Source organism: Ralstonia chuxiongensis (genome assembly GCF_024158925.1).
GTDB lineage: Bacteria > Pseudomonadota > Gammaproteobacteria > Burkholderiales > Burkholderiaceae > Ralstonia > Ralstonia chuxiongensis.
Window position 1 is genome coordinate 230,984 of record NZ_JAMYWC010000004.1, and the last position, 24,891, is coordinate 255,874.

Here is a 24,891-nt window from a genome sequence, read left to right on the forward strand (position 1 = left end):
CAAAAAGCCCGGCATCAACCGGGCTTTTTTTTCTTGAAGCGAATGCGGCACCTCAGTGCGCGTGACCGTGCAAACCTTCGGTCAGCAAAAAGATCATCGCGATGCCCGCTGCAATCAACGCGACCTGCACCGCCGATTCCTGCCAGCGCGGCCGGCGCTTCATCTGCGGCATCAGATCGCACACGGCGATGTAAATGAAACTGCTCGACGCCACCACCAGCACGTATGGAATCCACGACGTCAGGCGGTCCAGCAAGTAATAGCCAAGCACCGCGCCCACCAGCGCGCAAACACTGCAGAGCAGGTTGTAGACAAAGGCGCGCGTCTTGGTGAACCCGGCGTTGAGCAGCACCATAAAGTCGCCAATCTCTTGCGGAATCTCGTGAGCGGCAATCGCCAGCGCAGTGACGATGCCTACCTTGGTGTCCGCCAGGAACGCCGCCGCGATGACGATGCCGTCCGAAAAGTTATGCAGACCATCGCCCACCAGGATCATCAGGCCGCTGCGGCCCGCTTCCTGCCTGTCATGGCCGTGGTGATGTCCGTGACCATCGCCCTCGTGATGGTGTGAATGGCGGATCAGCGAGATCTTTTCCAGCAGGAAGAAACCCAGCAGCCCCGCCAGCAACGTGGCGAACAACGCATGCGTGTTGGGCTCGATACCGCGATGCGATTCGAACGCCTCCGGCAGCGAATGCAGCAGCGACGTGGCCAGCAGCACGCCCACCGAAAAGCTGACCATCCGATCGACCATGCGCGACAGCACCGTCAATGACAGCACGGCGGCGCCCGCCATGCTGCCGATGCCAGACAGCGCGGTGGCGAGAAGAATGCCTAACAGGGTGGTATCGAAGGTCATGCGGAGGTGACGCAGCGGGAGCCAATAAACGCAACAGAGTTGCAAGAAGGGCGAATTGTATGCCGCTTTATCAACCTTTGCCAGCACAGACAAAAGAAAAAGGCCCCAGCGACTGCGAGGGCCTTCCATGGTCAGCGCGTGGAGGCGCTACACCACGCCGTGATCCTTGAACCAGGCGAGGCACTTCTTCCAACCATCTTCCGCGTCGGCCTTCACATAGCTCGGGCGGTAATCGGCATGAAATGCGTGGCCCGAATTCGGATACACGATGATGCGCGATGCGTGCGCCTTGGGGTTCTTGGACTTTTCCAACGCGGTTTTCATCGTGTCGCGCACGTCTTCCGTGATCACGGTGTCCTTCGCGCCGTAGAGGCCCAGCACGGGCGCCTTCAATTCGTCCACCTTGTCGATGGGCGAAGCCGGTTGCAGCGGATTCGGATTGCCCTTCAGCGGCCCGTACCAAGACACTGCAGCCCTGATGCTGGGATTGCGCTCCGCGGCAAACCAGACGTGACGTCCGCCCCAGCAGAAACCGGTGATGCCGATACGCGCCGCGTCGCCCCCGTTCTCCTGGGCCCATGCGATCGTGGCGTCGATATCGCCCGCCACCTGCGAATCCGGCACCTTGGATACCACGTTGGCGACGGCTTCCTGGACCGTGCCGTAAGCGCGCGGATCGCCCTGGCGCACAAACAACTCAGGCGCGATCGCCAGATAGCCGAGCTTGGCAAAGCGCCGGCAGATATCGGCAATGTATTCGTGCACGCCAAAGATCTCGCTGACGACAATCACCACCGGAAGCTTCGTCTTGCCTTCTGGCTGGGCGCGATAGGCCGGCATCTTGAAATCGCCGACGAGCACAATCACCTCGCCCGCCGTCAGCCCATTGAAATCGGTATGGATCGTCTGCGCAGTCACCGGCAGCACCGCAGCCGCAAAGGCCGAGCCCAGTGCCGTCTTCATGAAGCCGCGACGGTCAAAGCTGCGGCCGGGTACCAGGCTCTCCACTTCTGCATCAAGCTGCATCGCACTCTCCTCGCGGGCGGTTACGGTGAACGAAGCGGCTAGTCTACCGAAGCGGTTGCATTGCTGCCGAGCCAGGCAACCAGCACAAGTACAGGGAACAGCCTAGTGCAGCTTGACCCGCGGATTCGTCTTGCTGCGCAGCCAGTGCATGACCGTATCCACCGACATGCGCACCCAACCGTGCAGCGCCAGAACGTGCATGCGATACAGCGACGTGTACATCAGCCGTGCCATCAGGCCTTCGATGAACATCGATCCGCCGATCAGCCCGCCCATCAGGCTGCCGACCGCGCTGAAATGGCCGAGCGAGACCAGCGAACCAAGATCCTTGAACGCGAACGGCTGGACCGGCTTGCCATCCATGCGCTTGCGCAACGCGTCGAACAGATAGGTGGCCTGCTGATGCGCAGCCTGCGCACGCGGCGGCACGCTAGTCGACGCCTCGGGCCACGGGCAGCTTGCGCAATCGCCAAAGGCGTAGATCGAGTCGTCGCCTTCCACCTGCAGCGTGCGCGAGACGACAATCTGACCCAGCTTGTTCACCGGCAGCCCCAGTTCGCCCAGCACCGACGGTGCACGGATGCCCGCGGCCCACACGGTCAGATCCGCCGGAATAGACTTGCCGCTGGCCGTGTTGACGGCGCTGGCAGTGACTTCCGTCACACGTTCGCTGGTGACGACGTCCACGTCGAGCTTGTGCAGCAGCTTGGTGGTCGCTGCCGAAATGCGCTCCTTGAGCACCGGCAAAATGCGCGGGCCGCCCTCGATCAAATGGATGCGGATGTCGTGGCGCGGGTCCAGCTTGTGCAGGCCATACGCGGCCAACACGTGGGCGGTGTTGCGCAACTCTGCCGACAGTTCCACGCCCGTGGCACCCGCACCGACGATGGCGATGTCCACCTGCGGACGCGCATCGCCCATACCGTTCTGTGCGCGCATACACGCTGCGATGAGCCTGCGACGGAAGCGCTCGGCTTGCCATGCGGTGTCGAGGGCGATGGCGTGCTCGGCCGTGCCCGGCACGCCGAAGAAATGCGTCACGCTACCGATGGACAGCACCAGCGTGTCGTACGCAATTGCGCGCTCGGGCAGCACCTCGGTGCCGTCGGCGTCAACGCATCCGGAAACAATGATGGATTTGGCGACGCGATCGAGGCCCTTCAGCTCGCCCTGCTGGAATTCGAAGCCGTGCCAGCGCGCCTGCGCCGCATATTCGAGCTGATGCGTGTTTGGATCCATGCTGCCGGCGGCGACTTCATGCAGCAGCGGTTTCCAGATGTGTGTGGGGTTGCGGTCGACCAGAATGACCTGCGCTGCGCCGCGCTTGCCGAGCTTGTCGCCCAGCCGCGTTGCGAGTTCCAACCCGCCAGCGCCCCCGCCGACCACCACAATGCGCGGCCCGTTCGCCTCGCCTGCGCCATCCGTCTGCCCTGCCATGTGCCTCTCCTGGAGCCGTTGAATCTTTTCGATCACGTGATCTGTCAGGTGCAGTCTGCTGCAACGCAAAATTCACCGCAACCCCGCACGCATGGATATGGCGAATCATGACAACCGCATGCCAAGGCCCTCCGCAGGCTGCCTCGGCAGGCAAACTGGCGCCACGCCTTGTATTACAGGGCGGCGCTCAGGCGGCAAGCGATTGCGTCAGTGCGCCTCTTCCCAGTTGGCACCCACGCCAACTTCGGCCACCAGAGGCACGCGCAACGTTGCGACGCTGCACATCAGCTCGGGCAGACGCTCGCGCACCACGGCCAGTTCGTCCTGCGGGACTTCCAGAACCAGTTCATCGTGCACCTGCATGACAAGGCGCGAGCGCATCGCCTCGGCTTCGAGCCAACCTTGCACAGCCAGCATCGACAGCTTGATCAGGTCAGCCGCCGTGCCTTGCATCGGCGCGTTAATGGCGGCGCGCTCGGCAGCCTGACGACGTGGGCCGTTGCCGCCGTTGATATCCGGCAGCCACAGGCGACGGCCGAAAACAGTCTCCACGTAGCCTTGCTCGCGCGCACTCTGGCGGGTTTCTTCCATGTAGCTCGCGGCGCCGGGGTAGCGGGCGAAGTAGCGGTCGATATAGAGCTTGGCAGCGTCGCGCCCAATGCCTAGATTGCTGGCCAGCCCGAACGCGCTCATGCCGTAGATCAGGCCAAAGTTGATGACCTTCGCCACACGGCGCTGGTCGGGCGAAACCTCCAGCGGCGTCACGTTGAACACTTCGGCGGCCGTGGCGCGGTGCACGTCCTGGCCCTCGCGGAACGCACGCATCAAGCCTTCGTCCTGTGACAGATGCGCCATGATGCGCAGTTCGATCTGCGAGTAGTCAGCCGACACGATCACGCTGCCCTCCGGGGCGATGAACGCTTCGCGGATGCGCCGCCCCTCTTCCGTGCGCACGGGAATGTTCTGCAGGTTCGGATCGGTCGAGGCCAGACGGCCCGTCACCGCCGTCGCCTGACCGTAGGTGGTGTGGACCCGGCCAGTGCGCGGGTTGACCATCTTCGGCAGCTTGTCGGTGTAGGTGGACTTAAGCTTGGCCAGGCCCCGGTAATCGAGCAGCAGCTTCGGCAGCGGGTAGTCTTCTGCCAGCTTCTGCAGCACTTCTTCGTCGGTCGACGGCGCGCCGCTTGCGGTCTTCTTGATGACCGGCAGCTTCATCTGGTTGAAGAAGATGTCGCCGATCTGCTTGGGCGAGCCGAGGTTGAACGGCTGCCCCGCAAGCTTGTGCGCCTCGGCCTCCAGATCGATCAGGCGCAAGCCCAGCTCATTGCTCTGCTTGGCCAGGCGGTCGGCATCGATCAACACGCCGTTGCGCTCCATCTTCTGCAGCACGATGGAGGTCGGCATTTCGATCTGCTCGTAGACGTAGCGCAGCTTGTCGTCTTCGGCCACCTTGGGGAACAGCGTGCGATGCAGACGCAGCGTGATATCGGCGTCCTCCGCCGCGTATTCGGTGGCGCGATCGAGCGGCACTTCGTCAAAGCCGATCTGCGAGGCGCCCTTGCCGCACACAGCTTCGTAGGTGATCGTCTTCAAGTGCAGCACGCGCTCGGCCAGTGCATCCATGCCGTGATTGCGGTGGGATTCGAGCACGTACGATTCGAGCATCGTGTCGTGCTCGATGCCGCGCAGCGCGATGCCATGGTTGGCAAACACATGCGCGTCATACTTCAGATGCTGTCCGACCTTCTTGCGCGATTCATCTTCAAGCCACAATTTCATGCGCGCAAGCACGGTGTCTCGCGAGAGCTGCGCCGCAGCATCAAACCCGGCCACATCAGGGCCGCGATGCGCCACCGGAATGTAGCAAGCCTCGCCCGGCTTGACCGACAGCGAAATGCCAACCAACTGCGCAAGCATCGGGTCAATGGATGTCGTCTCGGTATCGATGCAGACGAGGTCCACTTCATCCAGACGCTGCATCCATGATTCGAGCTGCGCTTCAGTCGTCACCGTCTCATACTTGATCTCGTCGGGCGGCGCTTCCACGTCGAACAGGCTGGCCTGGGCTTGCAGTTGCGCGGCCTCGCCGGCGTAATTCTTCACTGGCGTCGCGGCCTTGCGCGCGGCACCCATGCTGCGCGTATCGGGCAGCGCTTCTCCGGAGGCCTCGCGCAGCCACGTCTTGAAGCCGTATCGGGAGAAGAAATCGACGAGCTTGGATTTGTCTTCGCCGCCGTCGATCAGCGCATCGAATGTCGGTACTTCTTTGCTGAGGTCGCAGTCGAGCTTCACTGTCAGCAGCTCGCGGCCCTTGGGCAGCCACTCAAGCGTGCTGCGAAGGTTGTCGCCCACCACGCCCTTGATCTCGCCCGCGCGCGCCATGACATTGTCGAGCGTGCCGAATTCCGACAACCATTTCACCGCCGTTTTCGGGCCGACCTTGGGCACCCCCGGCACGTTGTCCACAGTGTCGCCAATCAGCGAAAGATAGTCGACGATGCGTTCGGGCGGCACGCCGAACTTGGCTTGCACGCCGGCCGGATCGAGCGTTTCATTGGTCATGGTGTTGACTAGCGTGACGTGGTCATTCACCAGTTGAGCGAGGTCCTTATCCCCCGTTGAGACGATGGTCCGGACGCCTTCGCGAGCCGCCCGTTCGGCCAGGGTACCGATCACATCGTCGGCCTCGACGCCCTCTACCACCAGGATGGGCCAACCCAATGCCCGTACGGCTTCGTGGATTGGTTCGATCTGCGCGCGCAGGTCATCGGGCATGGGCGCGCGATGCTCCTTGTAGGCCGGATAGAGGTCGTCGCGAAAGGTCTTGCCTTTGGCGTCGAAAATGCAGGCGCTATACTTGGCCGGGTAGTCGTTGCGCAGTTTGCGCAGCATGTTCACGATGCCGTAGATGGCCCCCGTAGGAAACCCTTCTCCGTTTCGCAAGTCGGGCAGTGCGTGATAGGCACGGTATAGATAACTCGAGCCATCGACGAGCAACAGCGTTTCTTGACTTTCCGACATTCCCATGGACTCTAAAGTGACTGGAACGCCAAAAGGCGTTTCCGATAATGGCGCTTCTGCTGAAGGCGGCATGGCAAAGCAGGCTGCTGGTGCTTCCGCGACGGAGGTTTCGGCGGCTGAACTGACCGGTGTGAGCCCCTCGCGCCAGGCCACCACGGCCGACATGGACGTCAACGTGACAGTGGGCGTTGAACAGGAGCCCCAAGCTGACGCGACACACGGCCGTACCGATCGCAAGATGATCCCCAGCCTGCGGGCACTCGCCGACGAAGAACGCGCCACCGCAAAGAAAGCGCGCGCCTCCTGGCAGATGTTCACGATTATGGCAGAGTTCATCGAGGCGACCGAGTACCTTTCGGAGATCCGTCCGGCCGTCTCAATCTACGGCAGCGCGCGCCTGCGCGAGGATTCGCCGTACTACGAACGCACCATCGAAATCGCCCGGCTGTTCTCGGATGCGGGCTTCGCCGTCATCTCCGGCGGAGGCCCCGGCATCATGGAAGCGGCCAACAAGGGCGCCCACGCCGGCAAGTCGGCCAGCGTCGGCCTGAACATCGAACTGCCACACGAACAGCAAGGCAATCGATACCAGGACATCTCGATGCGCTTCCGCCATTTCTTCACGCGCAAGGTCACCTTCGTGAAGAACTCGGATGCGTTCATCGTCATGCCCGGCGGTTTCGGCACGCTCGATGAACTGGCTGAAGTGCTCACGCTCGTCCAGACGGGCAAGTCGCGCAGTGTGCCGGTGGTCATGTTCGGCAGTCATTTCTGGAAGGGCCTGCTGGATTGGTTCCGCTTTACGCTGCTGCCAATGGGCTTGATTGCCGAGCACGACCTGGACATCATGCGCATCGTCGACGAACCCAAGGACGCGCTCGATGCCGTCTACGAGTTCTACGAAAAGCGCGAAGGCACCTCGCCGATTCCGCCCAAGGAAGAAATGTTCTATCTGTAATCTTGCGTGTGGCATTTGGCGCCACGCAAACGGACGATGGCGGGAGGCTGGACTGCTAGAATGTAGGGTCTCAGATCACCCGCCGGAGTCCATGATGGATTCGCTGCTTCACCCGCCCGCCCCCGTCCACTCCGGCTTTGCCAATGCCGCGCGCCTGATGCGCCACGCTGGGCTGCTGGCAGGCGCCATTTTTTGCCTCGCCCTGCCTGCGCACGCCGAGGTGACCTCTGACAGCGCCGGTTTGGACCTGCCGGACGTCAAGGCGATCAACAATCAGCCGATTTCCAAGCCGACTCGAGGCGCCATCCACAACGAGCGCGTCAAGCCGAGCTTCGACTACCGCGACAACGACGGTACGCAGGTCGAGGAATACCGCTTCCAGAAGGGCCAGGCGCCGGATATCCATGTCAAGTCGGGCATGGGCACGTCCTACAACCTGAGCAAGCCGGAAGACAGCTCGCCGCGTATCCGCGAGCGCGGCGATATCGACCGTGTGCCCTCGGTCAACGTCCTGAAGTTCTAAGCCTGTGCCGCGACCGCGGCGCCTGCAGGCCGGCTCCTCGGTAGACCGGCCCGCTTTCCCTCCACCCGTTTCCCGTTCCTGAAGCATGGCTGTTTTCACCCCGGTCTCCGACGCCGAGATCTCCCTCTGGCTGGACCAATACGATGTGGGCGCCGTGCGCGCATTTCGCGGCATCCCGTCCGGGATCGAAAACTCCAACTTCTTCCTGACAACGGAAAACGATGGGCAGACGCACGAATACGTCGTCACCCTGTTCGAGCGGCTGACGTTCGAGCAACTGCCGTTCTACCTGTATCTGATGCAGCATCTGGCGCAGCACGACATCAGCGTGCCGGCGCCGATTCCGGGGCGCGACGGCGAGATCCTGCGCACGCTCAACGGCAAGCCGGCGACTATCGTGACGCGTCTGGCGGGCCGCTCGAACCTGGCGCCCACGGTGTCGGAATGCGCCATCGTCGGCGACATGCTCGCGCGCATGCATCTGGCGGGGCGCGACTACCCACGCCATCAGCCAAACCTGCGCAGCCTGCCGTGGTGGAACGAAGTCGTGCCCGACGTCGTGCCCTTCGTGCACGGCGACACGCGCGCGCTGCTGGAAAGCGAACTCGCGCATCAACAACGCTTCTTCGCCAGCGCCGACTACGCCGCGCTGCCCGAAGGCCCGTGCCATTGCGATCTCTTCCGCGACAACGTGCTGTTCGAGCCGGCCGCCGATGGCCAGCCGGAACGCCTGGGCGGCTTCTTCGACTTTTACTTTGCCGGTGTCGACAAGTGGCTCTTCGACGTGGCCGTCACCGTGAACGACTGGTGCATCGACCTGGCCACGGGCGTGCTGGATGCCGAACGGGCACGGGCCATGCTCCACGCCTATCACGCCGAGCGTCCGTTCACAGACGCCGAATCGCGGCACTGGCAAGACATGCTGCGTGCCGCAGCCTATCGTTTCTGGGTCTCGCGCCTGTGGGATTTCTATCTGCCGCGCGACGCCGAACTGCTCAAGCCGCATGACCCCACCCACTTCGAGCGCGTGCTCCGTGAACGGGTTGGCGCGAGCGCCCTGACTCTGGATCTTCCCCAACCATGCAACTGATTGAAGTACCGGCCAAGCAAGGCTACGTCTGGCTGCGCCAGGGTGCGTGGCTGTTTCGCAAGAACCCGATTGGATTCTTGCTGCTGCTGTTCATCTATCTGTTCGCGGTCAACCTGTTGATGCTGCTAGTGCCGCCGATTGGTGTGTTCGCCATCCTGCTGGTGAATCCGGCCATCTTTGTGGGCTTCATGTCGGCCTGCCGCGACACAGTGGCGGGCAAGCGCGTCGGGCCGGCGTCGCTCATCGCGGGCTTTCGCGCATACGGTAAGGATGCAAGGCGCGGCCTGCTCAAGCTTGGCGGCATCTATGGCGTGCTGGTTCTCGTGGTCAGCGGCGTGCTGATGACGATGGTGGACGTTGACACGCTCATGACCGTCGTCAGCGACAAACCGCTCACGACTGAGGCGATCCGCGAGTTCTACCTCGCCATGGTGATGGGCTCGGTGCTGTACATCCCGGTGGCGGTGCTGTTCTGGTTTGCGCCGTTGCTGGTGGCATGGCACGGCATCCCGGTGGGCAAGGCGCTGTTCTTCAGCTGGATGACCGTGTGGCGCAATCGGGCGGCCTTCATCGTGTACGGCGTGCTCGTCGCAATCTTGCTGATCGCCGTGCCGCTGTTCATCGATGCGCTGTTCGCATCGAGCGGCGCCAACAACATCGCCCCGATCATCGCCACGCCGTACCGGATTCTGGTGATGGCGGTGCTGTACTGCTCGTTCTATGCCACGTACCGCGGTTGTTTCAACGTGACACAGGCCGCCGGCCAGACGACTGACACAGCGGCCTGATCGGCCCGATGGCCCGATCGACGCTCAGTTGATCGGGTCGAGCTTGGCGATACCCAACGCCAGCGTTTTCACCCCGTGGCGGTTGAACTTGATCTGGGCGCGCGCCTCGGCGCCCTCGCCTTCCAGCGTCGTGATGACGCCTTCCCCGAACTTGTTGTGGAACACCGACTGGCCCACGCGGAAGCCCGTGGCCTCTGCACGCTTGGCATCGGCGTAATTCTTGCCGGTGTCCATGCCGCCGGTCGGGCGGCCAGTGTAGGCGTCATCATCACCGCGCTCGGGACGCTTGAACCAGTCCTTGCCCCAGGCGGAATCGCCTTGCACACGGCGCGTCGCCTGGTAGCCCGAGTGCTGCGGCGTCAGCCACTTCAGCGTCTCTTCGGGGAGTTCGTCAAAGAAGCGTGAGCGGATGTGGTAGCGAATCTGTCCGTGCAGCACGCGGCTTTGCGCGAACGACAGATACAACCGCTCGCGCGCGCGCGTAATCGCCACATACATCAGGCGGCGCTCTTCCTCCAGGCCGTCCTTCTCCATCTGGCTGTTTTCGTGCGGGAACAAGCCTTCTTCCAGCCCAGTGATGAAGACGACGTGGAACTCCAGCCCCTTGGCCGCATGCACGGTCATCATCTGCACGGCATCCTGGCCGGCCTGGGCCTGGTTGTCGCCTGCTTCGAGCGAGGCGTGCGTAAGAAACGCGACCAGCGGCGTCATCTCCGCAGGCGTCTCGTCGGTCACGAGTTCAGAGGCGGTATCGATCTCGCCGCCTTCGATGCGAAGCATGGCGTCGTGGCGCACCGGCAGCGCGGTCGCAATCGCGTCGACGCCGTAGCCTTCCTCGGCAACGAAGGCTTGGGCTGCGGTGACCAGTTCCTGCAAGTTCTCGATGCGGTCCTGGCCTTCCTTCTCGCCCTGGTAATGCGTGATCAGGCCGCTGGCGTGGATGACGTGCTGGACGATCTCGGGCAGCGTCATCTGGCGCGTGTCGGCACGCATCTGTTCGATCAGACGGACAAACGCCGACAACTTGGTGCCCGCCGCGCCCGTGAGATACGGCACCGCCGCTGCGAGCGAGATGCCATACAGCCGCGCCGCATCCTGCAACTGCTCCAGGGAGCGCACCCCAACGCCGCGCGCCGGAAAGTTCACCACGCGGCCAAACGCAGCATCGTTATCCGAGTTCTCCAGCAGCTGGATGTACGCCAGCGCGTGCTTGATTTCCGCGCGCTCGAAGAAGCGCAGGCCGCCGTACACCTTGTAAGCGATGCCAGCCGAGAACAGCGCGTGCTCGATCACCCGTGACTGCGCGTTGCTGCGATACAGGATGGCGATTTCCGAACGCGCCGTACCGCTGGCAATACGGTCACGGATTTCTTCGACGATCCAACCGGCCTCTTGTCCATCCGTCGCGGCCTGGTAGACACGCACCGGCTCACCGTGGCCGGCATCGGTACGCAGGTTCTTACCCAGCCGACGCGTGTTGTGCGAGATCAGGTGGTTGGCGGTATCGAGGATGTGGCCGTGCGAGCGATAGTTCTGCTCCAGCTTGATCCGGTGCTCGACGCGGAATTCACGTTCAAAGTCGACCATATTGCCAACGTTGGCACCACGAAACGCGTAGATGCTCTGATCATCGTCGCCCACCGCGAAGATAGCGTTGGGCGCGACACCGGGCTCGCCGAGGCCGGCCAGAATCTTCAGCCAGGCGTATTGCAGCTTGTTCGTATCCTGGAACTCGTCAACCAAGATGTGCTTGAAGCGCCGTTGGTAGTGCGCGCGGATGGCGTCGTTGTAGCGCAGCAGTTCGTAGCAGCGCAGCAGCAGTTCGGCAAAATCGACCACGCCTTCGCGCTGGCATTGCGCGTCGTAAGCGGCGTAGAGGTCGGCCATGCGGCGGTCGTATTCGTTGGCGATTTCCAGATCGCCCGCGCGCAAGCCCTGCTCCTTGGCGCCATTGATGAAGTACTGGACGTTCTTTGGCGGGAATTTCTCGTCGTCGATATTGAGCGACTTGAGCAAGCGCTTCACGGCGGAAAGCTGGTCTTGCGTGTCCAGAATCTGGAACGTCTGCGGTAAGCCGGCATCGCGGTAATGCGCGCGCAGCAACCGGTTGCACAGGCCGTGGAACGTGCCGATCCACATGGCGCGCGTGTTGATCGGCAGCATGGCCTGCAGGCGGGCCGTCATTTCCTTGGCCGCCTTGTTCGTAAACGTGACGGCCAGCACACCCGACGGCGACACCCGCGCACTCTGGATCAGCCAAGCGATGCGGGTAGTCAACACACGCGTCTTGCCGCTGCCCGCCCCCGCCAGGATCAGCGCCGATTCATCGGGAAGGGTGATGGCAGCGCGTTGTTCGGGGTTCAGATTGGCGAGCAGGTCGGACATGCGGGAGGAGCCTCGGCAGAATCCTGAAATTATACCGGCCGCATTCGCCGCTTCGCCCGTGCCGGACATCGACACGCCGTATAATTCCAAGCTTTCGCCCGCCATTTTCCTGGGCCAAACGTCTTTTTACGCCGATTGCGCGCCCTGTCAGCATGACCGATCAAAACCAGTCCCTCGCCAAGAGTTTCGAACCCGCCACCATCGAGCAGAAGTGGAGCGCGGCTTGGGAAGCGATGGGCGTCTCCCGCGCGACGCTCGAAGCCGGCAAGCCCGACTTCTGTATCCAGCTTCCGCCGCCGAACGTGACGGGCACGCTGCACATGGGCCACGCGTTCAACCAGACCATCATGGATGGCCTGACGCGCCACGCGCGCATGGCCGGCGCCAATACGCTGTGGGTACCGGGCACCGACCACGCCGGCATTGCCACGCAGATCGTCGTCGAGCGCCAGCTGGATGCCCAAGGCGTGTCGCGCCATGACATGGGCCGCGAGAAGTTCGTCGAGAAGGTGTGGGAATGGAAGGAGCAATCGGGCTCGACCATCACGCGCCAAGTGCGCCGCATGGGTGCCTCCATCGACTGGGAGCGCGAATATTTCACGATGGACCCGAAGATGTCGCGCGCGGTCAGCGACGTCTTCGTGCGTCTGTATGAGCAGGGCCTGATCTACCGCGGCAAGCGCCTGGTCAACTGGGACCCGGTGCTCGGCACCGCCGTATCCGACCTGGAAGTGGTGAGCGAAGAGGAAGAAGGCTCGCTGTGGCACATCCGCTATCCGCTGGCCGAACCGGACGCCGTGCACGGCCTGACACACCTGACGGTGGCCACCACCCGCCCCGAGACGATGCTCGGCGACACGGCCGTGATGGTGCACCCCGAGGATGAGCGCTACGCCCACCTCATCGGCAAGTTCGTTCACCTTCCGCTGACCGATCGCAAGATCCCGGTGATTGCAGACGAATACGTCGACCGCGAATTCGGCACCGGCGTGGTCAAGGTCACCCCGGGCCACGACTTCAACGACTACGCCGTGGGCCAGCGCCACAAGCTGCCGCAGTTGTCGATCCTGACGCTCGACGCGAAGATCGTTGCCGATGCTCCGGCCGCGTACGCAGGCATGGATCGGTTTGACGCGCGCAAGAAGATGGTCGAAGACCTCGAAGCGCAGGGCCTGCTGGCTGAAGTCAAAAAGCACACGCTGATGGTGCCGCGCGGCGACCGTACCGGCGTCGTGATCGAGCCGATGCTGACGGATCAGTGGTTCGTCGCCATGAGCAAACCGGCGCCGGAAGGCACGCGCTTCCCGGGCCGCTCCATCGCTGAAGTGGCGCTGGACGCCGTGCAGAGCGGCAAGATCAAGCTCGTGCCCGAGCAGTGGGTCAACACGTACAACCAGTGGCTGAACAACATCCAGGACTGGTGCATCTCGCGCCAACTGTGGTGGGGCCACCAGATTCCGGCGTGGTACGACGAAGCCGGCAACGTATACGTCGGCCGTACCGAAGAAGAAGCCAAGGCCCAAGCGACGGCCAAGGGCTACACCGGCACGCTCACGCGTGACGACGACGTGCTGGACACGTGGTTCTCGTCCGCGCTGGTGCCGTTCTCATCGCTGGGCTGGCCGGCCGATACGCCGGAACTGAAGCACTTCCTGCCGTCCACCGTGCTGGTCACGGGCTACGACATCATCTTCTTCTGGGTGGCGCGCATGGTCATGATGACCTTGCACTTCACCGGCGAAGTGCCCTTCCACACCGTCTACGTGCACGGCTTGGTGCGCGATTCGGAAGGCAAGAAGATGAGCAAGTCCGAGGGCAACACGCTCGACCCGGTGGATCTGATCGACGGTATCGCGCTGGAGCCGCTGCTGGCCAAGCGCACGACCGGCCTGCGCCGCCCGAAGGACGCGCCCAAGGTCGAGAAGCGCACGCGCAAGGAATTCCCCGAAGGCATTCCGGCATTCGGTGCCGACGCGCTGCGCTTTACGTTCGCCTCGCTCGCCACACTTGGCCGCAGCATCAACTTTGACCCGGGCCGCTGCGAGGGCTATCGCAACTTCTGCAACAAGCTCTGGAACGCCACGCGCTTCGTGCTGATGAACACCGAAGGCCAGGACTGCGGCATGCAGGAATGCGTCGGTGATTGCGGCCCAGAAGGCTACCTGCACTTCTCGCAGGCCGACCGCTGGATCGTCTCGCTGCTGCAACGCGTGGAAACTGAAGTGGAGAAAGGCTTTGCCGACTACCGCTTCGACAACATCGCCAACGCCATCTACAAGTTCGTCTGGGACGAATACTGCGACTGGTATCTGGAGCTGGCCAAGGTGCAGATCCAGACCGGCACGCCGGCTCAACAGCGCGCCACGCGCCGCACGCTGCTGCGTGTGCTGGAAACGGTGCTCCGCCTCGCCCATCCGATCATTCCGTTCATTACCGAAGAACTCTGGCAGAAGGTTGCACCGATGGCCGGCCGCGCCAAGGGCGACGGCACCGAAAGCCTCGCGCTGCAGGAGTACCCCCGCGCCGTGCTCAGCAAGATCGACGAGCAGGCCGAACAATGGGTGCAGCAGTTGAAAGCACTGGTGGACGCCTGCCGCAACCTGCGCGGTGAGATGAACATTTCCCCCGCACAGCGCGTGCCGCTGTACGCCAATGGCGAGGCCGAATTCCTGCAGGTGGCGGCGCCGTACGTCCAAGCGCTGGGCAAGCTGTCTGAAGTGAAGGTCTACACGGATGCGGCCGCCATGGAGCAGGACGGTGCCGGCGCACCGGTCGCCATCGTCGGCGAGAACAAGCTGCTGCTGAAAATCGAGATCGACGTGGCCGCCGAGCATGCGCGCCTGTCGAAGGAAATCGACCGCCTGCGCGGCGAGATCACCAAGTGCGAAGCCAAGCTCGGCAACGAATCGTTCGTTGCCCGCGCGCCGGCCGCCGTGGTGGAACAGGAACAAAAGCGTGTGACGGATTTCAAAGCCACGCTGGCCAAGCTGGAAGCCCAGATTGCACGGCTGCCGGTACAGGCTGCCTGAGCGCCCAGAACAATCGATATCAAGGAAACCACGATGCAACGCGTCACCAAAGCCGTTTTCCCCGTCGCGGGGCTCGGAACCCGCTTTCTGCCGGCCACGAAGGCCAGCCCGAAGGAAATGCTCCCGGTCGTGGACAAGCCGCTGATCCAGTACGCCGTGGAAGAAGCCATGGCCGCCGGCATCACCGAGATGATCTTCGTCACGGGCCGTAGCAAGCGCGCCATCGAAGATCACTTCGACAAGGCTTACGAACTGGAAGCGGAACTGGAAGCCAAGCACAAGACTGCCCTGCTTGAGGTCGTACGCTCGATCAAGCCGTCGCATGTGGATTGCTTCTACGTGCGCCAGCCTGAAGCGCTGGGCTTGGGCCATGCCGTGCAATGTGCCGAGAAGCTCGTCGGCGATGCGCCTTTCGCCGTCATCCTGGCTGACGACCTGCTGGACGGCGACCCGCCCGTCATGAAGCAGATGGTCGACCTGTACGAACACTACAACTGCTCGGTAATTGGCGTGGAAGAAATTGACCGCGAGCAGAGCCGTTCGTACGGCGTGGTCGATGGCCGGCCGTGGGAAGAGGACGGCAGCGTGATCAAGATGTCGGGCATCGTCGAAAAGCCGGCGCCGGAAAACGCGCCGTCCAACCTGGGCGTGGTCGGCCGCTACATCCTCACGCCGCGCATTTTTGAACACATCCGCAACCTCAAACCGGGCGCGGGCGGTGAACTGCAGCTGACGGACGCCATCCAGTCGTTGCTGTCCGCAGAGCAGGTGCTCGCCTATCGCTACAAAGGCGTGCGCTACGACTGCGGCAGCAAGTTAGGCTACTTGAAGGCAACGGTAGAACTGGCGCTCAAGCACAAGGAAGTCGCTGCCGACTTCCGAGCCTATCTGGCTGCGCGCGGCTGAGCCAATAGGCGCGTCGCCATGGAAAAAACCCGCGCAGCGTGAGCTGACGCGGGTTTTTTGTTGCCGGATCGTGTCCCGTCCGTCCGGCGCGGAGTTCCACCCTTTTGCGAGGAGAGGCTGCAGCCCTTCTTATTGCGGCGCCGTCAGCGGTTTGATGGTGTTGTTCAGCAAGCTCCAGTACGAACTGGTGCTGTACGGCAGCATCTGCTCAACGTAGTTCCACCAGAAGTAGCCGCCGATGAAGCGCGGATCCGCTGCCATCGAGGTGGTACCCATGGGGTAGTACGACTTGATCAAGTTCTGCTGCACCGACAGCGGCGCCGACGTACTGGACGTACCGATTTCACCAAAGCCCACCTTCGCGGCCGGGAAGATGCTTTCAAGCAACTTGAAATCGTTTGCCCACGACGGATTCAAACCCGGGCAGTCCTGGTACGGGTAGTAGCTGAACAGTGCGTAGTCCGCACCTTGGAGCACACGGGACGGCAGGAAATTGGTCGCCCAGGTACGCCATGAGTCCATCGACAGTTCGTAGCAGTTGGTGCCCTTGCCATCGTCGTTGTAGTACATCGTCACCGACACCAGGCCACCCGCACCCTTCACGATGTCGTAGGCATTGCCGACCATCTGACCGATCTGCTGTTCCTGCGACGTTGCCGTCGCGGTCGGACCGCTCGGATTGGCACGCAACCATTCGCCATTGATTTCATTGGCGATTTCCCATACGTCCACGACATTCTTCAGCGTGCTCACCAACTCGTTAGTGCGTGCGCTGTAAGTGGTCGAGTCGACCGGGAAATAGTACGAATCCATCACTTCGCCCATCACGTAGGCAACTTGATGAAGCTTGACCAGCGGTGCGTAATAGTCGGCTGCCGATGTACCCGGGTCGAAGACCACGCGCACGGTCGGCTTGTACGGCAGGTGCGTGAGCGACGCCACGATCGCATTGATTTTGCTGACGTCATCAAGCGTGACGCCGTAGATGGGTGCCTTCGGGCGCGTGGCCTGCGCCGAGGCATTTTGTATTCCCAGACCTGTCAGCGTTGTTGCCGCCGCCAGACCCACCAAAGCGCGCAGGCTCATGCGCGCCGCCCTCTGTGCTGCTTTCTTGGTTTCCAACATTGTGATTTTCTATTCCCTCGGACGCAAAAACGTTACGCCCAGTACTGCGATGGACAAGCGCCGTCCTACCTGTGCGGTATCCCGATGTGGTGTGACTCCTTTGACACACTGAACACCGAACGGGTGCGAGCGTCAGATGACGCCCCGGTCGGCGAATGGATGCGCGATTAGAGGTCCTGCTGAGTCGATGGATCGATCAACGGCCGTGCGCTTATTGAGTGGACTGGTACAGCTGGCGCGAGCTCGCCCGAGGGCAGCACGCGGCTTGAAAAATGTGACAAGCCCTGCACTTCAGTTGGCTACCAACTGCGCTCCCCCCGTTGGCAGCCAAGCGGCATGATACCGGATGTTGTCGGGAGATCAACGAAATTTAACGCTGCTTACGCAGCAATAATAAAAAAACCGCGGGTCGGGCAGACGCGCGGTTCTTCGAAACGCCCACGGGGTGGACGTCTTGGCGGCACAGCCGTTTTTACTTGTGCCGGTAGTTGATGCGACCCTTCGTGAGGTCGTACGGCGACATCTCCAGCTTCACGCGGTCGCCCGCGAGAATGCGGATACGGTGCTTCTGCATCTTGCCCGATGCGTAAGCCCAGATTTCCACGCCGTTTTCCAACTGCACGCGAAAACGATTGTCGGGTAGTGCTTCAGACACCACCCCTTCAAATTCAATCAGTTCTTCCTTGGCCAAACTCGTTCCTTTGTATGCAGCACGCGGCTGCGCCGATGGTTGCAATGATGTGATGACCCACCCGAACCACGCCACACGCATCTAGGATGCATGCAGCGGTACGCCGCGATCATCTGCCCGGACAGCGGGCTTGGGGGGTACCGAGTTGCACGAAACACAAATCGCGCCCGCCAGTGGCGCGCGCCGTTTCGTGCAAGCGAGAGCGAGGATGGGTGGCGGTCGCAGAAGCGCGCCGCCCGACTCGGCGCGGGGTATTCCCCGGTGCTGGACTCAGCTGCTACCGGCCAGGATTGGCGCGGAGGCGAGCCGGATTCGCTTTCTATTCTACCACGGGGAGCTTCCGCGGGTTCAGGCGCCGTCGGCAGGAAGCGACAGTTCAGGCACGTCGCCATCGATGATGCTCTCAGCAAAGCGCAGCGCTGCAATGCGCGCAGCACCCACATTGCTGAATTGTCGATCCCCTGAGAGGCGGAAGACCTGCGTCTGCCCGGGTTCGGGCGACTCCCCCGCCCTACAGATCATCACGGCAGCGTTGTAGCTGCGATCTTCCCTGGCCTCAGGCCAGCGTGCCGTGCGTTCATGTTGGAAAGCCAACGGATAAATGTCGAAGCCTTTGTATTGGCCCGCCGGCGAAGTGTCCATCTGAAATGCCCCCTTCTTGAACGTCGAGTGCTGTCTGACTATACACCCGTGCGTTTTGCATGGCGATGAAAGCGACGGCAACGTTTGACTTCGGGCACGGCACAGCAGGTGCAGACCAATCGGCCATGGCAAAGAGGTCCGAAGCGACGACGAACGCTGGTCTAAAGAAGTTTCAGAACGCCCCGCCCCGGCCGCACGGGGCGGGGCGATCCGATTGTGCTAGCTTGGATTGATTGGTGCCTGCCGGGGCATTCAAACGGATACGCACGCTCTGAGCACGGCACTGCCTCCCAATCCTCTCAAGAGTGACAATGCGCCTGATCTCTCCAATTGCCCTGGCATGTGCCGGGCTAATGCTGTCTGCCTGTGGTGGCGGCGACGGTGGTTCGTCATTGAGCCCGCAAGCTGGCGCTGCTTCCAATACCGCGGCAGCGTCGAAAAAGATGGCTAGTACTGCCACGGCCACCACACCCGCTTGCGGAGTCAACGGCACCTCGCCGCTGGCAGGCGTGCAAACGTGGATGTATCAGTTGCAGGGCATGACCACCGGCGCGCAGATCGATGCGCTGGATGCGCAGCCGTACGACATGCTGGTAATCGAGGCCAACAACACCGTCAAAGGGCTGGAGAACTTCAACACCGTCGACATGGTGGCGCGCCTGCACACCAAGCCCGACGGCTCCGCGCGCAAGGTGCTCGCGTACATCGACATTGGCGAGGCCGAAGACTTCCGTACCTATTGGGCGTCGAACTGGAAGGCGCCCACCGCTGACGGCCCCGGCACGCCCGACTTCATCATCAAGGCCGACCCCGATGGCTGGGCCGGTGACTACCCCGTAGCGTTCTGGGATCCGCGCTGGCAAGCGCTCTGGCTCGGGCCGAACGGCGCCGTCGCGCAACTGGCGCGCGAAGGGTTCGATGGCGTTTATCTGGATTGGGTCGAGGCGTACGCCGAGCCTTCGGTGGCGGACGCGGCCCAGGCGGCTGGCGTCGACCCGGCGCAGGCCATGGTGGATTTCATCGCCAAAATCCGTGCAGCGGGCCGCGCCATCAATCCGCAGTTCGCGGTGATCCAGCAAAACGCACCCTCGTTGATCGACGACGGCGGTGAATCAACCTTGCTGGCAACAATCGACGGCATCTCGCAGGAAGACACGTGGTTCGGCGGCAGTGCGGATGCCGCGTGGGGCAGCGCCTCTGGCGGCGACAAGGCCGCCAGTGCAGATGACACGCAATGGACGATTAACCAACTCCAGAAATACTGCGCTGGGAACGTGCCCGTCTTCACGATCGACTACGCGTTGAAGACCACCAACGCGCAGAAGGTCTACACGGCTTCGCGCGGGCAAGGCTTCCACCCGCTGGTCTCCCGCATTGCGCTGTCCAAGCCGACGACTACGCCGCCCTGGAATTATTGACTACGCTCAACGACGCACCGGCCGCCGTATCGGCAAACGGCAGGCCGACGTAGTTTTCGGCCAGCACGCGGGCCCCGGCCGGTGAGCTGGTCACGTAGTCCAGCTCGGCGCGCTGCAGCTTTTGCATGAACGGCGCGTGGTCGTCAAAGCGATGCAGCATCGACGTCATCCACCACGAGAAATGCTCGGCGCGCCAGACGCGTTGCAGGCAGCGTTCGGAGTAGCTTGCAAGCTGGGCGGTGTCGTCCTGCTTGTAGCGCGCGGTGAGCGCCTGAGCCAGCACGCGAACGTCAGCCACAGCCAGGTTCATCCCCTTCGCGCCGGTGGGCGGCACGATGTGCGCGGCGTCCCCCGCCAGGAACAGGCGGCCGTACTGCATCGTCTCGCAGACAAAGCTGCGCATCGGCGTGACGCTCTTCTGTAGGATCGGGCCTTCCTTCAGGCGCCAGCCGTCGTTGTTCTCCAGTCGCGTGTGGAGTTCATCCCAGATGCGCGCATCGGACCATTCGGCCAGGTTTTCATCGGGCTTGCATTGCAGGTAAAGCCGCGTGATCTTGGGTGAGCGCATGCTGAACAGCGCAAAGCCGCGGTCGTGGCTCGCGTAGATCAGCTCTTCCACGGCGGGCTCGGCTTCCGCCAGGATGCCAAGCCAGGCAAACGGATACACGCGCTCGAACACCGCTTGCCGCTGCGCCGGAATCGCTTGCCGGCAGATGCCGTGAAAGCCATCGCATCCGGCGATGTAATCGCATTGCAATGTCTGCGGCACGCCGTCGTGGACGAACTGCACCGAAGGCGTGGCCGACTCGATGTCGTGTACCGACACATCGCTCACATCGAACAGCAGCGGAGCGCCCTGCTCCATGCGCGCCGCAATCAGATCCTTGACCACCTCATGCTGCCCATACACGGTGATCGAGCGGCCGCCCGACATCGCCGTCAGGTCAATGCGATGGCGCTTGCCACCAAATAGCAGATCGATGCCGTGGTGGACCAGCCCTTCGCGGCGCATCCGCTCGCCCGCGCCCGCTTCGTTAAGCACATCGACCGTGCCTTGCTCCAGCACGCCGGCACGGATGCGCTCTTCAACGTACGCGCGGCTCTTGGTTTCGAGGATGACGGCGTCGATGCCGTTGCGGTGCAGAAGCTGCCCGAGCAGAAGGCCTGCCGGGCCCGCGCCGATGATGGCGACCTGGGTGCGCATGGTGGTTGTCTCCAGAGGTGTTTGGAATCGTTCTGGCAACCATTGTTGGCCTGTGCCTTGATATCGCACAATGCAATATTGACGATAAACTTTATCGCTAATTCAGATAGTACGTTTGCCATGTCGACCCTGCCCGACTTTGACCTGAATCTGTTGCCGATCCTGCTGGCGCTGCACGACGCGCGCAGCGTGAGCATGGCCGCGCAACAGCTCGGTATGAGCCAGCCTGGCGTGAGCACCGCGCTGGGGAAGCTGCGTGCCGCGTTTGACGACCCGCTGTTTGTACGCACCTCGCGCGGCATGGAGCCGACGCCGCGAGCGCTGGCGCTCATTCCTGCAGCACGCGATGTGCTGGCGCGTGTGCAGCAGGGCATTCTGGAAACCGGCGCGTTCGATCCGGCCACGACCACGCATACGTTCTCGATCTCGTTGTCAGACGTGGGCGAGATGGTGTTTTTGCCGCGCATTGTCGAGGCGATGGCGCGGCAGGCGCCGCGGGCGTCGGTGCAGTCTGTATCGCTGCCGCCGGCGCAGATCGAGCGCGCGCTAGAGACCGGTTCGCTCGACCTGGCTGTGGGTTACTTCCCTGACTTGAAGAAGAACAACTTCTTCCAGCAGCGGCTGTTTACGCACTATTTCACATGCATCGTGCGCGCCGATCATCCCGTCACGCGCGGCGGCAACACAAAGCTGTCGATGGCGCAGTTCCTGGAATACGGGCACGCCGTGGTGCGCGCGGAGGGGCGCAGTCAGGAACTGTACGAGCGGTTTCTGGAACGCAAGCGCATCCGCCGTAAGCCAGCGCTGCTGACACCGCATTTCATGAGCATTCCGTTCATCCTGGCGCGCACGGACTTGATTGCGACGGTGCCGCACGCGGTGGGCCTGTCGTTCATGCAATCGCACGCCAACATCTGCGTGATGGAGCCGCCGCTGGAGCTGCCGAGCTTCGATCTCAAGCAGCACTGGCATCGCAAATTCCATAACGACACGCGCAACCAATGGTTCCGCGCGCTGGTGTCGTCGCTGTTCAACGACGAGGCGGATGAATGGCGCGAGCCCGGCCATCGGCCCGCTAAACGCAAAAACACGAAGTAATCGACCTGCCCCGGATGTTCACAATCACGCGCAGGCGGCGTCGGCGGCCATTTTCCCGGTGTGTTGCGTGGCGCCTACCCGAGACGGAGGATTCTGCGTCTACGTCTTCGAAGCGGCCTCCGCGTCCATCTCCGCAAACACCGTCTGCGCCAGATGAAACGCATGGTTGGCCGCCGGCACGCCACAGTAGATGGCGGTCTGCAGCAGCGTTTCCTGAATCTCGTCGCGCGTGACGCCGTTGTTGGCAGCGGCACGCAGATGCAGACGCAACTCACCGTCGCGGCCGAGGGCGACCATCATGGCGATCGTCAGGAGACTGCGCGTGTGGCGCGGCAAACCGGGGCGTGTCCAGATTTCGCCCCAGGCATAGCGCGTGATGAGATCCTGGAACGGTGCGGTCAGCTCGGTCTGCGCGGCGTTGGCACGATCGACGTGGGCATCACCCAGCACAGCGCGGCGCACTTCCATGCCCGCAGCGTAGCGTTCGCGATCATCCATGGGAGACCTCGCGCGCAACGCCCGTCGTCAAGAAGCTGACCAGCGCTTCGGTGTAGCCGTCAGCCTGCTCCCAGTTGGCGAGGTGGCCAGCGGAGAGTTCGATGTATTGCGCACCGGGCACGCCGTCGGCAATGAGCTTGGTCTGAGCGGCGGGCGTGGAGATATCGTGCGTGCCGCCGATCACCAGCATCGGCACGCGGATGTCCGGCAGCTGCGCGCGTAAATCCGCATCGCGAATCGCGCCGCAGTTGCCGTTGTAGCCCGCGTCCGGCGTCGACAGCAACATCGCCTTGACGATGTCGACGCGGCTTGCGTTGGCATCGCGGTAGCCCTGCGTGAACCAGCGCTCCAGCACGGTTTCCGTAATGCTAGCCATACCGCCCTGTTCGACCTGCGCGATGCGGGTGTTCCAGCTTTGCTGCGTGCCGATCAGCGCGGCGGTGTTCGTCACCACCATGCGCGGGAAGCGCTCGCCGTGATACGCGGCCAGCCACAGGCCAGTCAAGCCGCCCATCGACAGGCCGCAGAACAGCGCAAGCTCAATGTTGTAGTGGTCGAGCAACGCAAGCACATCCCCGCCAAGCTGTGCGACACCGAACGGCGCGTCGGGCACGCTCGACTTGCCGTGGCCACGCTGGTCATAGCGCAACAGGCGGAAGTGCTGACGCAGCGCTTCGAGCTGCGGCTCCCACATGCCCAGGTTGGTGCCTAGCGAGTTCGACAGCACAAGCACCGGCTTACCCGTGGCGGGCCCATCATCGAATTCGTGATACAGGCGGACGTTGTCGTGTTCAAGCCAGGGCATGGTGTCTCCGTGGAATGCGTGTTCAGGGGTGGCGGCGAGCGTGTTCCGCGAGCACGCGGTCGACAGCGGCGCCCGCATCGCCAAGGTAATGGGTGGGATCGAGCAGCGCGCTCAGCCGTTGCGGCGTGGCGGTGCCCCAGATGCGCAGGACGTCGGCGTCTTGGGCCAGCACGTCATGCAGCGTTTTGCTCTCTTGTACGGCTTTGCGGCTGGCCGCTTCGACCACATGGTGCGCTTGCAGGCGACCAAGATCTGCGCCGAGCGCCAGCATCACGGCTTCACCAAGGATCAGGCCGTGCGTGAGGTCCAGATTCGCGCGCATGCGAGCGTCGTCAACATGCAAACCTTCAACAATCTCACGCATGCGATCGAGTGCGCCGGCCACGAGGCAAGCCATCTCGCGCAACGTCGCCCATTGCGCCTGCCAGCCGCCGAGCGCGCGTTCGTGCTCCTGCGGCAGCGCAGACAGCAGCGTGCTCGCCAACCCCGGCATGCGTGCGGCCACAGCCAGCACCGTCGCGCAACCGACCGGGTTGCGTTTATGCGGCATGGTGGAAGAGCCGCCCTTGCCTGCACCGGACGGCTCGGCAACCTCGCCGACCTCGGTCTGCATCATCAGCGAGAGATCGCGCGCGAAGTGGCCCAGCGTGCCGGTCAGCAGCGCGAGCGTGGTGCCAATATCGGCGATTCGATCTTGCTCGCCGTGCCAGGAGAGCGCCGGCAGCGGCAAGTCAAGCTCGTGCGCCAGCGTTTGAGCGACGGCACGTGCATGTTCGCCCAAGCTGGCAAGCGTGCCTGCCGCTCCGCCAAACTGCAGCGCGGGCACATGCGCGCGCAATGCGGCAAAACGATCCTGCGCCCGATGCACCGCTTCCAGCCAGCCCGCAACCTTGCGCCCGAACGTTGTCGGTAGCGCCTGCTGCAACCATGTGCGCGCCACCATCGGCGTATTGCGATGACGTTGCGCCAGCGCGGCCAGACCGTCCGCCAGCTTCTGCAGATCCGCGTCGATCAACTCCGCCGATTGCCGCCACTGCAGCATCAGACCAGTATCGATGATGTCCTGGCTGGTCGCGCCCCAATGCACGTAGCGCGCGGCGCTTTCATCGTGCTGCGCGACGGCGGCGGTCAGTTGCTTGACCAGTGGAATCGCCAGGTTGCCAGCACTGGCAGCGGCGGTGCCCAGCGCATCCAAGTCCAACGTAACGTTGGCGCACACCGCGCGAATCGGCGCCACGGCTTGCGCCGGAATCACGCCAACCGCGCCCTCGGCCTGGGCGAGCGCGGCCTCCACATCGAGCATCGCGCGCACGGTGGCCGCATCGGACCACACCGCCAACATGGCCGGTGTGGAGAATGCGCGATCGAGCAGTCCGCTGGTCATGGCC

At 63.0% G+C, this 24,891-nt stretch carries 20 protein-coding genes; 8 read left to right on the forward strand and 12 right to left on the reverse strand.

The genetic code is table 11. The features are described from left to right. Nucleotides 1-52 precede the first annotated feature (52 nt). The 4 genes from NKG59_RS14515 to polA form a co-directional block, all read right to left on the reverse strand. Nucleotides 53-859 (reverse strand): ZIP family metal transporter, encoded by an 807-nt coding sequence (locus tag NKG59_RS14515; protein WP_045206052.1) that lies wholly within the window; start codon nt 857-859, stop codon nt 53-55. A 147-nt stretch (nt 860-1,006) separates the two neighbouring features. After that, nucleotides 1,007-1,885 carry a dienelactone hydrolase family protein gene (locus tag NKG59_RS14520; RefSeq protein WP_253538023.1) on the reverse strand — a complete coding sequence of 293 codons (879 nt, stop codon included), beginning with the start codon at nt 1,883-1,885 and terminating at the stop codon, nt 1,007-1,009. A 102-nt stretch (nt 1,886-1,987) separates the two neighbouring features. After that, a complete protein-coding gene (locus NKG59_RS14525; RefSeq protein ID WP_253538026.1) occupies nt 1,988-3,322 on the reverse strand; it encodes an NAD(P)/FAD-dependent oxidoreductase in 1,335 nt (444 codons plus the stop codon). A gap of 207 nt (nt 3,323-3,529) precedes the next feature. Further along, complete coding sequence (polA, locus tag NKG59_RS14530) at nt 3,530-6,343, reverse strand: DNA polymerase I (RefSeq protein ID WP_253538029.1); 2,814 nt, start codon at nt 6,341-6,343, stop codon at nt 3,530-3,532. A 4-nt stretch (nt 6,344-6,347) separates the two neighbouring features. Between polA and NKG59_RS14535 the strand changes: the two genes are divergently transcribed. The 4 genes from NKG59_RS14535 to NKG59_RS14550 all read left to right on the forward strand — a co-directional run bounded on the left by NKG59_RS14535 (nt 6,348) and on the right by NKG59_RS14550 (nt 9,702). Then, nucleotides 6,348-7,301 (forward strand): LOG family protein, encoded by a 954-nt coding sequence (locus NKG59_RS14535; protein ID WP_253538032.1) that lies wholly within the window; start codon nt 6,348-6,350, stop codon nt 7,299-7,301. Nucleotides 7,302-7,395: 94 nt separating this feature from the next. Further along, nucleotides 7,396-7,824 carry a hypothetical protein gene (locus NKG59_RS14540; protein WP_253538035.1) on the forward strand — a complete coding sequence of 143 codons (429 nt, stop codon included), beginning with the start codon at nt 7,396-7,398 and terminating at the stop codon, nt 7,822-7,824. 85 nt (nt 7,825-7,909) lie between these two features. After that, a complete protein-coding gene (locus NKG59_RS14545; protein ID WP_253538038.1) occupies nt 7,910-8,914 on the forward strand; it encodes a homoserine kinase in 1,005 nt (334 codons plus the stop codon). After that, nucleotides 8,905-9,702 (forward strand): BPSS1780 family membrane protein, encoded by a 798-nt coding sequence (locus tag NKG59_RS14550; RefSeq protein WP_045206045.1) that lies wholly within the window; start codon nt 8,905-8,907, stop codon nt 9,700-9,702. Before NKG59_RS14545 ends, NKG59_RS14550 begins: the two co-directional genes overlap by 10 nt. 24 nt (nt 9,703-9,726) lie before the next feature. On the opposite strand, the gene NKG59_RS14555 is transcribed toward NKG59_RS14550, so the two are convergent. After that, nucleotides 9,727-12,087, reverse strand: a complete 2,361-nt coding sequence (locus NKG59_RS14555) for a UvrD-helicase domain-containing protein (protein ID WP_253538041.1) — start codon at nt 12,085-12,087, stop codon at nt 9,727-9,729. Between the two features lie 152 nt (nt 12,088-12,239). Here NKG59_RS14555 and NKG59_RS14560 point away from each other — a divergent pair, with 152 nt between their 5' ends. After that, nucleotides 12,240-15,116: a valine--tRNA ligase gene (locus NKG59_RS14560; RefSeq protein WP_253538056.1), complete on the forward strand. Its 2,877-nt coding sequence runs from the start codon at nt 12,240-12,242 to the stop codon at nt 15,114-15,116. Between the two features lie 33 nt (nt 15,117-15,149). After that, nucleotides 15,150-16,022, forward strand: coding sequence for a UTP--glucose-1-phosphate uridylyltransferase GalU (gene galU, locus NKG59_RS14565; protein ID WP_045206042.1), 873 nt, complete (start codon nt 15,150-15,152; stop codon nt 16,020-16,022). A gap of 129 nt (nt 16,023-16,151) precedes the next feature. Here the strand turns inward: galU and NKG59_RS14570 are convergent, their stop codons facing one another. The 3 genes from NKG59_RS14570 to NKG59_RS14580 all read right to left on the reverse strand — a co-directional run bounded on the left by NKG59_RS14570 (nt 16,152) and on the right by NKG59_RS14580 (nt 18,480). Beyond that, a complete protein-coding gene (locus tag NKG59_RS14570) occupies nt 16,152-17,147 on the reverse strand; it encodes a hypothetical protein (RefSeq protein ID WP_253538058.1) in 996 nt (331 codons plus the stop codon). A 472-nt stretch (nt 17,148-17,619) separates the two neighbouring features. Then, on the reverse strand, nt 17,620-17,838 hold the full coding sequence (infA, locus tag NKG59_RS14575; RefSeq protein WP_004631109.1) for a translation initiation factor IF-1: 219 nt from the start codon (nt 17,836-17,838) through the stop codon (nt 17,620-17,622). A gap of 348 nt (nt 17,839-18,186) precedes the next feature. After that, nucleotides 18,187-18,480 carry a hypothetical protein gene (locus NKG59_RS14580; RefSeq protein WP_004631110.1) on the reverse strand — a complete coding sequence of 98 codons (294 nt, stop codon included), beginning with the start codon at nt 18,478-18,480 and terminating at the stop codon, nt 18,187-18,189. 311 nt (nt 18,481-18,791) lie between these two features. Between NKG59_RS14580 and NKG59_RS14585 the strand changes: the two genes are divergently transcribed. Beyond that, on the forward strand, nt 18,792-19,898 hold the full coding sequence (locus NKG59_RS14585) for a glycoside hydrolase family 191 protein (protein WP_253538060.1): 1,107 nt from the start codon (nt 18,792-18,794) through the stop codon (nt 19,896-19,898). Here the strand turns inward: NKG59_RS14585 and pobA are convergent. Continuing rightward, nucleotides 19,876-21,102, reverse strand: a complete 1,227-nt coding sequence (gene pobA / locus NKG59_RS14590) for a 4-hydroxybenzoate 3-monooxygenase (protein ID WP_253538063.1) — start codon at nt 21,100-21,102, stop codon at nt 19,876-19,878. The genes NKG59_RS14585 and pobA overlap by 23 nt on opposite strands. A gap of 120 nt (nt 21,103-21,222) precedes the next feature. Here pobA and NKG59_RS14595 point away from each other — a divergent pair, with 120 nt between their 5' ends. Beyond that, nucleotides 21,223-22,200 (forward strand): LysR family transcriptional regulator, encoded by a 978-nt coding sequence (locus tag NKG59_RS14595; protein ID WP_045206038.1) that lies wholly within the window; start codon nt 21,223-21,225, stop codon nt 22,198-22,200. A gap of 99 nt (nt 22,201-22,299) precedes the next feature. Here NKG59_RS14595 and pcaC read toward each other — a convergent pair whose 3' ends face one another. From pcaC to NKG59_RS14610, 3 genes are read right to left on the reverse strand one after another with little or no spacing between them, the layout of a single operon-like run. Beyond that, on the reverse strand, nt 22,300-22,698 hold the full coding sequence (gene pcaC, locus NKG59_RS14600; RefSeq protein ID WP_045206037.1) for a 4-carboxymuconolactone decarboxylase: 399 nt from the start codon (nt 22,696-22,698) through the stop codon (nt 22,300-22,302). After that, nucleotides 22,691-23,503 carry a 3-oxoadipate enol-lactonase gene (pcaD, locus tag NKG59_RS14605; RefSeq protein WP_045206256.1) on the reverse strand — a complete coding sequence of 271 codons (813 nt, stop codon included), beginning with the start codon at nt 23,501-23,503 and terminating at the stop codon, nt 22,691-22,693. Before pcaD ends, pcaC begins: the two co-directional genes overlap by 8 nt. Before the next feature lie 22 nt (nt 23,504-23,525). Further along, the gene (locus NKG59_RS14610; RefSeq protein ID WP_253538066.1) at nt 23,526-24,887 is read right to left on the reverse strand and encodes a 3-carboxy-cis,cis-muconate cycloisomerase; all 1,362 of its coding nucleotides are present in this window, start codon (nt 24,885-24,887) and stop codon (nt 23,526-23,528) included. Nucleotides 24,888-24,891 lie beyond the last annotated feature (4 nt).

Bases quoted from the DNA above. Each gene is read 5' to 3' on its own strand.
- pobA (WP_253538063.1), bottom strand. From the start codon at position 21,102: ATGCGCACCCAGGTCGCCATCATCGGCGCGGGCCCGGCAGGCCTTCTG.
- NKG59_RS14535 (WP_253538032.1), top strand. From the start codon at position 6,348: ATGGACTCTAAAGTGACTGGAACGCCAAAAGGCGTTTCCGATAATGGC.
- NKG59_RS14560 (WP_253538056.1), top strand. From the start codon at position 12,240: ATGACCGATCAAAACCAGTCCCTCGCCAAGAGTTTCGAACCCGCCACC.
- NKG59_RS14520 (WP_253538023.1), bottom strand. From the start codon at position 1,885: ATGCAGCTTGATGCAGAAGTGGAGAGCCTGGTACCCGGCCGCAGCTTT.
- NKG59_RS14540 (WP_253538035.1), top strand. From the start codon at position 7,396: ATGGATTCGCTGCTTCACCCGCCCGCCCCCGTCCACTCCGGCTTTGCC.
- NKG59_RS14545 (WP_253538038.1), top strand. From the start codon at position 7,910: ATGGCTGTTTTCACCCCGGTCTCCGACGCCGAGATCTCCCTCTGGCTG.
- polA (WP_253538029.1), bottom strand. From the start codon at position 6,343: ATGTCGGAAAGTCAAGAAACGCTGTTGCTCGTCGATGGCTCGAGTTAT.
- NKG59_RS14570 (WP_253538058.1), bottom strand. From the start codon at position 17,147: ATGTTGGAAACCAAGAAAGCAGCACAGAGGGCGGCGCGCATGAGCCTG.
- NKG59_RS14555 (WP_253538041.1), bottom strand. From the start codon at position 12,087: ATGTCCGACCTGCTCGCCAATCTGAACCCCGAACAACGCGCTGCCATC.
- NKG59_RS14525 (WP_253538026.1), bottom strand. From the start codon at position 3,322: ATGGCAGGGCAGACGGATGGCGCAGGCGAGGCGAACGGGCCGCGCATT.
- galU (WP_045206042.1), top strand. From the start codon at position 15,150: ATGCAACGCGTCACCAAAGCCGTTTTCCCCGTCGCGGGGCTCGGAACC.
- NKG59_RS14550 (WP_045206045.1), top strand. From the start codon at position 8,905: ATGCAACTGATTGAAGTACCGGCCAAGCAAGGCTACGTCTGGCTGCGC.
- NKG59_RS14585 (WP_253538060.1), top strand. From the start codon at position 18,792: ATGCGCCTGATCTCTCCAATTGCCCTGGCATGTGCCGGGCTAATGCTG.
- NKG59_RS14515 (WP_045206052.1), bottom strand. From the start codon at position 859: ATGACCTTCGATACCACCCTGTTAGGCATTCTTCTCGCCACCGCGCTG.
- NKG59_RS14580 (WP_004631110.1), bottom strand. From the start codon at position 18,480: ATGGACACTTCGCCGGCGGGCCAATACAAAGGCTTCGACATTTATCCG.
- pcaC (WP_045206037.1), bottom strand. From the start codon at position 22,698: ATGGATGATCGCGAACGCTACGCTGCGGGCATGGAAGTGCGCCGCGCT.
- pcaD (WP_045206256.1), bottom strand. From the start codon at position 23,503: ATGCCCTGGCTTGAACACGACAACGTCCGCCTGTATCACGAATTCGAT.
- NKG59_RS14610 (WP_253538066.1), bottom strand. From the start codon at position 24,887: ATGACCAGCGGACTGCTCGATCGCGCATTCTCCACACCGGCCATGTTG.
- NKG59_RS14595 (WP_045206038.1), top strand. From the start codon at position 21,223: ATGTCGACCCTGCCCGACTTTGACCTGAATCTGTTGCCGATCCTGCTG.